This is a genomic window from Methylobacterium sp. WL18 (assembly GCF_008040015.1).
GTDB lineage: Bacteria > Pseudomonadota > Alphaproteobacteria > Rhizobiales > Beijerinckiaceae > Methylobacterium > Methylobacterium mesophilicum.
Genome location: NZ_VRVD01001139.1, coordinates 1 through 781 on the forward strand (window position 1 = coordinate 1; position 781 = coordinate 781).

Genomic DNA, 781 nt, shown 5'->3' on the forward strand with positions numbered 1-781 from the left:
GGATCCTGAACCCGGGCCTCGCCGTCCGACATCAGCGGCGGCCGGCCGGGTCGCTCGACACCGCCTCGATCGCGGGCGCCGGCCGGTCCAGGATCCGCCGGCCGAACAGGCTCGCCACCAGTTCCACCAGCACCCGGGCGCTGCGGCCCCTTTCGTCGAGGAACGGGTTCAGCTCGACCACGTCGAGGGACCGCACCAGGCCGGAATCGTGCAGCATCTCCATGATCAGGTGCGCCTCGCGGAAGGTCGCGCCCCCCGGTACGGTGGTGCCGACGCCGGGCGCGATCGACGGGTCGAGGAAATCGACGTCGAGGCTGACATGGAGATGCGCGCCGTCCCGAGCCACGCGGTCGAGGACGCGGCGCAGGGGCGCGACGACGCCGAACTCGTCGATGGTGCGCATGTCGGTGACGCCGACCCGCCGGGCCGTCACGAGGGCGCGCTCGCCGGCATCGATCGAGCGCAGGCCGAACAGGTGGACGTTGGCCGGCGGCAGCGGCGCCGGCACCGGCTCGGCGAACAGGCTCGGGAAGCCCGGCTCGCCGCACAGGGCAGCCAGCGGCATGCCGTGGACGTTGCCCGACGGCGAGGTCTCCGGTGTGTTGAAGTCGGCATGGGCGTCGAGCCAGAGCACGAAGAGCGGTCGGCCGTCCCGGGCGCAGTGGCGCATCGCACCGTCCACCGAGCCGAGCGACAGGCTGTGATCGCCTCCGGCGGCGAGCGGCAGGGAGCCCGCCCCCAGGGCGGCCTCCACCGACCGCGACAGGGCGCGGGTCCAGGC

Annotated in this window: 1 protein-coding gene; it reads right to left on the bottom strand. The window is 74.0% G+C overall.

The window, feature by feature from the left end:
* Positions 1-31: 31 nt before the first annotated feature.
* On the bottom strand, positions 32-781 hold a 750-nt coding region (rocF, locus tag FV228_RS31385; RefSeq protein ID WP_147857935.1), incomplete at its 5' end, for an arginase.